Annotated in this window: 6 protein-coding genes and 1 pseudogene; 5 read left to right on the top strand and 2 right to left on the bottom strand. The window is 35.7% G+C overall.

The window, feature by feature from the left end; genetic code table 11:
* The 5 genes from WFK35_RS17650 to WFK35_RS17630 form a co-directional block, all read left to right on the top strand.
* On the top strand, positions 1-340 hold a 340-nt coding region (locus tag WFK35_RS17650), incomplete at its 5' end, for a hypothetical protein (RefSeq protein ID WP_336733691.1).
* Between the two features lie 40 nt (positions 341-380).
* Positions 381-2,627 carry a TonB-dependent receptor plug domain-containing protein gene (locus WFK35_RS17645; protein WP_336733690.1) on the top strand — a complete coding sequence of 749 codons (2,247 nt, stop codon included), beginning with the start codon at positions 381-383 and terminating at the stop codon, positions 2,625-2,627.
* 107 nt (positions 2,628-2,734) lie between these two features.
* Entirely contained in the window at positions 2,735-3,112 is a 378-nt protein-coding gene (locus WFK35_RS17640; protein WP_336733689.1) for an HYC_CC_PP family protein, read from the top strand.
* A gap of 107 nt (positions 3,113-3,219) precedes the next feature.
* Entirely contained in the window at positions 3,220-3,693 is a 474-nt protein-coding gene (locus WFK35_RS17635) for a DUF3347 domain-containing protein (RefSeq protein WP_336733688.1), read from the top strand.
* A 276-nt stretch (positions 3,694-3,969) separates the two neighbouring features.
* Positions 3,970-6,759, top strand: coding sequence for a multicopper oxidase domain-containing protein (locus tag WFK35_RS17630; protein ID WP_336733687.1), 2,790 nt, complete (start codon positions 3,970-3,972; stop codon positions 6,757-6,759).
* 475 nt (positions 6,760-7,234) lie between these two features.
* Here the strand turns inward: WFK35_RS17630 and WFK35_RS17625 are convergent, their stop codons facing one another.
* Together WFK35_RS17625 and WFK35_RS17620 are read right to left on the bottom strand one after the other, a co-directional pair.
* Positions 7,235-8,353: an FAD-dependent monooxygenase gene (locus WFK35_RS17625; RefSeq protein ID WP_336733686.1), complete on the bottom strand. Its 1,119-nt coding sequence runs from the start codon at positions 8,351-8,353 to the stop codon at positions 7,235-7,237.
* A pseudogene (locus WFK35_RS17620) lies at positions 8,353-8,710 on the bottom strand (hypothetical protein); the annotation flags it as partial. The gene WFK35_RS17625 and the pseudogene WFK35_RS17620, both read right to left, overlap by 1 nt.

Genomic DNA, 8,710 nt, shown 5'->3' with positions numbered 1-8,710 from the left:
CTATGATATTATAATTACAAAATTAGTATCCAAAAATCTTGCAAAAATTCCGTTGCAGACTTTTTTTGACAATAATAAAAAGCTTCTTCAGTCTAAAACCAAAAATTTGCGAATAAAAGAGTTGTCCCGAAATAAAAAAGGCGAAAGAGAATACATTCTTTTTACTGTTGAAGCAGATTCTTATACCAATTCAACAACTACAGAATCTCAGATACAGTATTTTGTAAAAGGCGACAATGATGTATTTATGTGTCTTGCAGCAATTAAAGAAAAGAATTTACCAAAGGATTTTGTAGAAGAATGGTCAAAAGTTTTCCTGCAAAGTCAAATTATAAAATAAAAGTTATAAATTAACCGTTTGAAATTTTAAAGCATTTCTTTTGAAAAAACTAGTTTTACCATTGAGCCTTATGGTTCCTGCATTAGTATTCTCTCAGGTAAAAAAAAAGAGGGATACAGTGAAGACCGAAACTATTGAAGAAGTAGTTTTCCAGAAAAAAGTAATAGGAAAAACCAACGATATCACCGCCGTAAAAATTTCGGCAAAAGATGCTCAGAATGTGGCAAGCATTTCCGGGGGTATCGAAGGAATTCTTAAAACTCTGCCTTCCGTAAACTCCAATACGGAGCTATCTTCACAATATATGGTTCGTGGCGGAAACTATGACGAAAACCTGATCTATATTAATGATATTGAGATCTACAGACCATTCCTCATCAGAAATTCTCAGCAGGAAGGGTTAAGCATCATCAATCCCGATATGGTTTCCACCGTTAATTTCTCAGCCGGAGGTTTCGAGCCGAGATACGGCGATAAAATGTCATCTGCTTTAAATATCTATTACCGTGAACCTGAAAAATTTGAAGTTTCCGGAGAAGGAAGTTTAATCGGAGGAAGATTATCCACCGGTTTTGCTGTCGGAAAAGACAAAGAAGGAAACAGGAAATTCACCGCTCTATTTTCAGGAAGATACAGAAATACAAACCTTGTTCTTAATACCCTGAAAGAAGATACAGACTTCAATCCGAAATACATGGATTTTCAGACGTATCTGAATTATCATTTCAGCCCGAAATTTACGGCTTCATTCATCGGATATTATTCCAAGAATGATTACGAAATGATTCCAAAAGCGAGAAGTGTAGACTTCGGATCTTTGCAGCAGCCGATTAATTTAACCGTAAATTACGGTGGCCGTGAAGACGATAAGTATAAAAATATGATGGGAACATTCTCCCTGAATTATAAGCCATCCGATAAATGGAGATTTACTTTAGACGCTTTTGCTTACCAAAACCGTGAAAGAGAATATTACACCATCGCTTCGGCTTATGTTTTACAGACTTTTGATCCGATTACGGGAGAACCCGTTACTTCATACGATACAGGCGGACAAATAGAGCATGCAAGAAATGATTTATATGTAAAAACTTACGGAACACAGTTCCGAACCCGTTTTTCGCCTAACGTAAATACAGATATTGAAGTCGGCTTTAAATATGAAAAAGAAAACCTGAAAGATCTTACCAACGAATGGAAACTGGTAGATTCTGCTGGATACAGCACACCGATTTCCGCGCTTTTAGATCCCAGAAATCCACCGGATCTAAAATTATATTACAGCATTGCAGGGAAAAATGATATTCAGCCGACAAGAATGTCTGCTTACGCTCAGTATTCTCAGAAATTTTTCTGGGGAAGCAATAAAGTGTTTGTAAACGCGGGAGCAAGAGTATCGCACTGGAGTTTCAATAACGAAACCATTTTCTCTCCGAGAGCACAGTTTGCGATCAAACCGGATTGGGATACCGATATGTTGTTCAGACTTTCCGGAGGTATCTATTATCAGGCTCCTTTTTACAAGGAAATCAAAGACTTAGACGGGAATTTTAATTCAAATATAAAATCCCAGAGATCTATTCAGGCAATTTTGGCGAACGATTACGAATTCCAGATGTACGACAGACCGTTTAAACTGACCACGGAATTGTATTACAAGAAAATGAATGATCTGATCCCGTATTTCATGGACAACGTGAGAATCCGTTATTCCGGAAAAAATAATGCTTCGGGTTACGCATACGGAATTGATACCAGATTGTTCGGAGAATTTGTTCCCGGAGTTGATTCCTGGTTATCGGCAAGTTATGCCCGAGTGTATGAAAATATTGATGGGAGAGGAGACATTCCAAGACCAACCGATCAAAGGTTAAGATTTGCGATGTTCTATCAGGATTATATGCCGAGATTCCCGAAAATGCGCGTCAATCTTACTTTAACTTATGCAATGGGATTGCCTACAGGATCGCCGATTGTACTGGATGAAAACAGAAAAATCGATTATCTTGCAGGATATTCCTATCAAAAAACATTAACATCTTATAAAAGGGTAGATTTAGGACTTTCTTATGCCTTCATCGATCCTAAAGAGAAAAATCAGGCGTATGGTTTTTGGGGGAATTTTGATGAACTGACGCTGGGTGTTCAGGTTTTTAATGCCTTCAATATCAGAAATACAGTTTCCAATCAGTGGATTACCGATGCGAATACCAATCTGATGTATCCTGTTCCTGTACGTTTAACAGGGCGTTTCTTCAATGTGAAGCTTGAATTTAGAATAAAATAAATACAGACTCCTGAAAATTTTCGGGAGTTTTTTTATTTCCTGAATTTTATAACATCTTTACAGAATTTTATAACGAAGATTGTCTTCATATTTTTAACTTTGTCTCAATGAAAAAGATTCTTGCCATCCTGTTCTCTGTATTCTACTTCGGTTTTTCTTCCGGAGCGGTTTTCAGTGTTCATTATTGCATGAATGAATTGGCTTCCATCAGTCAGAAAGTGGATGATGTCTGCAGTAAATGTGGCGTAAAAACCAAGAAAGACTGCTGTAAAACCGAGATCAAAATCGTAAAAGTGGATGATTCTCAAAAGTCAGATTTTCTTAAAATTGATTTTTTAAAACAAATCCATGACATCCGGAAAAATGAATTTTTCTTTACAGATCATTCTTTTTCGGCAACAAAATTTACTCAGATTCAGATCAATGCGCCGCCGGAAAACCGTTCCGTTCCGATCTTTATCAGTCATTGTAATTTTAGAATTTAAAATCCGTCAGTCGTTTGATCTTTTGATCATTACGAACGACACGGTTTGTCGCTTTACGCGACTTGTTTACTAATTCTTTCTTAAAAATTAATTCTAAATTTAAAACAATGAAAAAATATATCATTACAGCAATATTCTCATTATTCTCAATTATTTCAATTTCAGCACAATCTAAAAAAGATGCACAGGTTACCAAACTATATCAAAATTATATTGCTATAAAATCTGCTCTGGCTTCAGACGATGCCGATAAAACATCAAAAGCAGCTACGGAATTCATTAAAACAGCTTCTACAATTGATTACAAACAGGTTTCGGAAGGAAATTTAAATATTCTAAGAAAAGATGCTACTGCAATTTCTGAAGCAAGAAACATCAGTACACAAAGAGAAACATTTATGAATCTTTCCGATAATATGATTGCTCTGGCAAAAGAATTCAAATTTTCTGAAAATCCGGTTTATGTTCAGTATTGTCCGATGGCAGACGGAAGCTGGTTAAGTGACGAATCTAAAATCGTAAATCCTTACTACGGAAAATCTATGCTTTCTTGTGGAAACGTGAAATCTACAATTAAATAATAATTATATCTTATTTAAAAATAATAAGTTGTATAGCTTAAATTAAAATATACTTTAATAGATTGATTTGGAGGATATTCCAAAACTTTGAGATCTTAGTTAAGTGAAATGCTTTTGTGAACTTAAAAATATTCTCAATAATTTCAACAAAATCTTTGCAAGCTTTACGTTAAAAATTAAGTGATTTTAGATTTTCTACTTCACATCGTTTTGCTCAAAATGAAAGCTTTTAAAATTTAATTCAGGCTATACAATTTAAAAAAACTTCGAAATATTATGAAAAAGATAATAATATTTCTGCTGTTTTTATTCTCTGTTTTCAGTTTTTCACAGGTTACAAAAACCTATTTCAGTTGTCCGATGCATCCTGAAATCGTTTCTTCAAAACCGGGAGACTGCCCGAAATGCGGAATGACCTTAAGGAAAAAAGTAGTTGCTGTAAAACCTAAGGCTATTTCAAAGCCGGAAGTAAAGCCGGTGCAGAAAACAGAAATAAAATCAAAAGAAATTAAGAATAAAAGTAAGGCTAAGATTGAGAAAAAGAGTACTTTTAAAAAGGCAGGCAAATCTTACAAATCAAATATTTCTAAACCTGTTTTAAATACATCTGAGACTAAAGTTTTAACGCACCCAAAGTCTCATTCTAAAACCCAATCTCAGCCTCAAAAATATACCTGCCCGATGCATCCGGAAATCATTTCAGACAAACCCGGAAAATGTCCGAAATGCGGAATGGATCTAATAGAAATTGAAAATCATTCACAGCATCAATCTGATCCGGAACCAAAATCTGATAACTCTGTTTTAAAAAGAAATTCGGAAAATGGCAGAGTAAGTTTTGGAGGAAAAACGGTTCGTTATGATTTATATGTCAAAGATACAATTGTCAATTTTACAGGAAAAAACCGTCGTGCAATTGCTGTCAACGGAAAATTACAGGCTCCGACCTTATATTTCACGGAAGGCGATACTGCCAAAATTTATCTTCACAATATGCTGAAAGAAAACACAGGATTTCACTGGCACGGCGTGATTTTACCGAATGAACATGACGGAGTTCCGTACTTAACAACAAAACCTGTAAAACCGGGAGAAACACATTTGTATAAATTTAAGGTTTCCCAAAACGGAACATATTGGTATCATTCTCATGAAAGTTTGCAGGAACAGATCGGGATGAACGGAATTTTAGTCTTTCAGAAACGAGAAGGGGAGCCAAAAGTAAATTATACTCAGGAAATCCCTGTTTTACTCGGCGATTGGAGTGATGAAAATCCGATGCAGATTGCAAGAAGACTTCATATGGCGAATACAGATTGGTATGCCATTAAGAAAAATTCGGTGCAAAGTTACTGGGAAGCCATAAAATCCGGAAACTTCGGAACAAAAGCGCTGAATGAATGGAAAAGGATGGAAGCCATGGATGTAAGTGATGTTTTCTACGATAAATTTCTCATCAACGGACAGCCAAGTTCTGATTATTCAAGTTTGAAAGCTGGAGATAAAGTTCGGCTGAGAGTTGCAAATGGAGGTTCATCCACTTATTTCTGGCTGAATTTCGGAGGCGGAAAGATAAAAGTAGTAGGAAATGACGGAAATGATGTGGTTCCGGTGGAAGTCGACCGACTGATTGTAGGAGTTTCTGAAACGTATGATATTGAAGTCACCATTCCGGAAAATAAAAGTTTCGAATTTCGGGCGACTTCGGAGGACAGAATTGGTCACGCTTCGCTCTGGCTAGGTTCAGGGGAGAAAGTAGAAGCACCCGATTTACCCAGATTAAAGCTTTTTGAAGGTATGAAAATGATGAACGGAATGATGGAAATGAGCGGAAATATGAAGCCGATGAACATGAAGATGGGCAATCAGATGATGGACATGAACGAAGTCATGTATCCCGAACTTCCTGAAAGTCAAAGAAAAATGACGATGAAGCACATGAATGAAATGATGGGCATCAAAACCAAAGAGGAAAACGAAGAGCATTCCGGTCATTCGATGGAAATGAAGGAAGAAAAATCAATTAAAAGACTGTCTTATAACCTATTAAAATCTCCTGAAAAAACCATTCTTCCGACAGAAAACGTCCGCGAACTGAAATTTACTCTGGAAGGAAATATGAATCATTATCTCTGGACTTTAGATAATAAAACGGTGACGGAAACCGATAAAATTTTAGTCAAAAAAGGGGAAATTCTGAGGATTACGATGTATAATAATTCAATGATGCGCCATCCGATGCATCTTCACGGACATGATTTCAGATTAATCAACTCAAAAGGTGAATATTCTCCGCTTAAAAATGTGGTAGACATCATGCCGATGGAAACCAATACGATTGAATTTGCTGCCAATCAGGATGGCGACTGGTTTTTCCACTGCCATATTCTGTATCATATGATGGCGGGAATGGGGAGGATTTTTAGCTATGAAAATTCCAAACCGAATCCACAACTACCCGACAGAAAACTGGCTTGGAAAAATTTTCTGAAAGATAACAGGATGATAAGTTCAATGGCAATGCTTGATCTTAACAGCAATAAAATACATGCAGAAACTATGACGATGTTCGGACCGAGATGGGCAAATTTAAATGAATTTCATTCGAACTGGGATTTTGATCATTTTGACGGAAATTTTAAAGTCGGCAGATTTTTAGGGAAATTCCAGTGGGCAATTCCTTATGCGGGTTTCAGAATTCAGAAAAATCATGAAATTATGGAACGAAAAATGGCAGAAGAAATGGGAATGGATTTTCATGGAAAAAAAACGTGGTTTGGACAGCGGAAAGCTTCCAAAACTCAGGGTGCATTTACGGTCGGGATGCAGTATCTTTTGCCGATGCTCATTACAGCGGATGCAAGTGTAGACCAGAACGGAAAGGTTTTACTGGAGTTCAGCAGGGAAGATATTCCGCTTTCAAGAAGGCTTCGTGGAAATTTTACGGTCAATTCCGATGGCGAATTCAGTACAGGTTTGCGCTACATTTTACAGAAATGGCTGTCAGTTTCCGGAAATTATGATAATGAAATGGGATGGGGAGCCGGAATTACCCTTACTTATTAAAGTTTTTATAACAAAATAGAATGTTTAATCCTTCAAGATTTTTAAATTTTGAAGGATTTTTATTTTCTTGAGCGTGTATGAAATTTATCTGAAAGTTTGCTGAAACTTTATTAAACAGTCTAATTAAAATTTTTCAATTGTATTCAGACTGAAAATTTTAACGCAAAGTTGATATTTTAAGATAAATATTTTAAAATAAGCAAAGTTATTCAGATTTCATCTGTTATTAAGCGAACGTTTTATGATTTACCTTTGGCAATATCTTCGCTGAGTGAATAGTTACTGAGCTTGTCGAAGTAGCTTTGCGAACGAAGAATATTCTCAATAATTTCAAAGAAACTTTTGCGCCTATTGTGTTGTAAAAAGATAACCATTAAGAGCAGTTAAGCAGTTAAAAGAGATTAAGAATTTGCAGGCAAAATGAAGGATACGTTTAAAAATAATTAGGACGTAATAAAAAGCGCTCTATGTGAAACTACATTTCCAGTCGAATCGTTTTCTCAACCAGTTTTTGATTAAAGCTTTCAGGAACCAATCTGAACATGAAATTTCTTAGAAAAGTTCCTTTTTCCCATTGTGAAACCTGTCCGATTTTCCAGCTTGTATCAACTACATAATCTACTTTTTTTCTCCTGATCTTCTGAAAATTTTCAAAAACTTCATTGAAATTCTGATGGTTTTCCAACAGCTTTCCGATAATATAAGCGTCTTCAATCGACTGACAGGCTCCCTGTCCGAGATTCGGCGTTGTTGCGTGTGCTGCGTCACCGATCAGACAAAGATGATTCGTGTGCCATTTCGGAATAGGAGCGAGGTCGATAATTTCGTTAAAAATGATATTTTCCTGAAATGTTTTCTCCATAATTTCAAGAATCAGTGGATGAAAACCGTAAAAATTTTCAGCTAATTGATTTTCAGTCTGATGAATGTTTTTATTGATAACAGCGTACCAGTATATTTTTCGGTCGGTCATTCTTACAAAACCAAAACGTTTTCCTTTTCCCCATGCTTCAATGGCTTCATGATGAAAATTTTCAGGAAGATCAAATTCTGCTAAACCGCGCCAACACAATTGCTGTTTATTTCTTATCGTTCCGGTTCCGAAAATCTGCTTTCTTACTTTTGAATGAATTCCGTCTGCTCCAAAAACGATTTTGCTTTCAGTTTCAGTTCCATTTTCAAAATGTAGAATATAATTTTCTTTCTTCTGAATTTTGTTCAGCACATGATTCAGTTGAATATTTTCATAGCCGATATTTTCCGCCAAAATCTTTTGCAGATCGGCTCTGTGAATGGCTACATTGCATGAATTGTATTTCTTCTCCAATTCCAGAACATTGGTTTTGGAAATAAGTTTCAGCTTTTCATCTGTAATCGAAATGCCGTGAATTTTGTTTCCCGCCTGTTCAATTTTTTCTTTTAACCCCAATCTATCGAAGATCTGCATCGCGTTGATTGCCATCATAATTCCGGAACCGACAGGTTTTATTTCCGCTGCCGATTCATACAGGGTAAAATCAATGTTTTGTTGTTTCAGGATATTTCCCAATGTTAAACCGCCGATTCCGCCTCCGATGATCGATATTTCATTCATTATTTTAGATTTTTCAATTCGCTCAGCAATTGATTCTGCTTACTGATAAAATTATCCAGACTGTCTGTTTTTAAAGGATGTGCATTCTGATATTTTTCAATTTCAGGAAGGGTTTTTCTGATTTTGAAAGCTGTATAAAAACTGAAAATTTTATAATAATTTAGATTAATTTGAGTTGTTAAATCTTTTATCCTTTTCTTTTTCTTGTCAAAACTTTCAGAACTGTTATTTACAAGATTAAGAATCTCTTTTTTAAGTGCGGAGTCTTGAATTGACTTTGCACCATTGATAGATAACGGATAATAATCATCAGAATTGTTGATGATTTCTCTGTACAGATCTTTCATTTTACGGCTA

This window comes from Chryseobacterium sp. VD8 (genome assembly GCF_037149975.1).
GTDB classification, from domain to species: Bacteria; Bacteroidota; Bacteroidia; order Flavobacteriales; family Weeksellaceae; genus Chryseobacterium; species Chryseobacterium indicum.
This window is presented reverse-complemented; position numbering and strand designations above follow the sequence as displayed.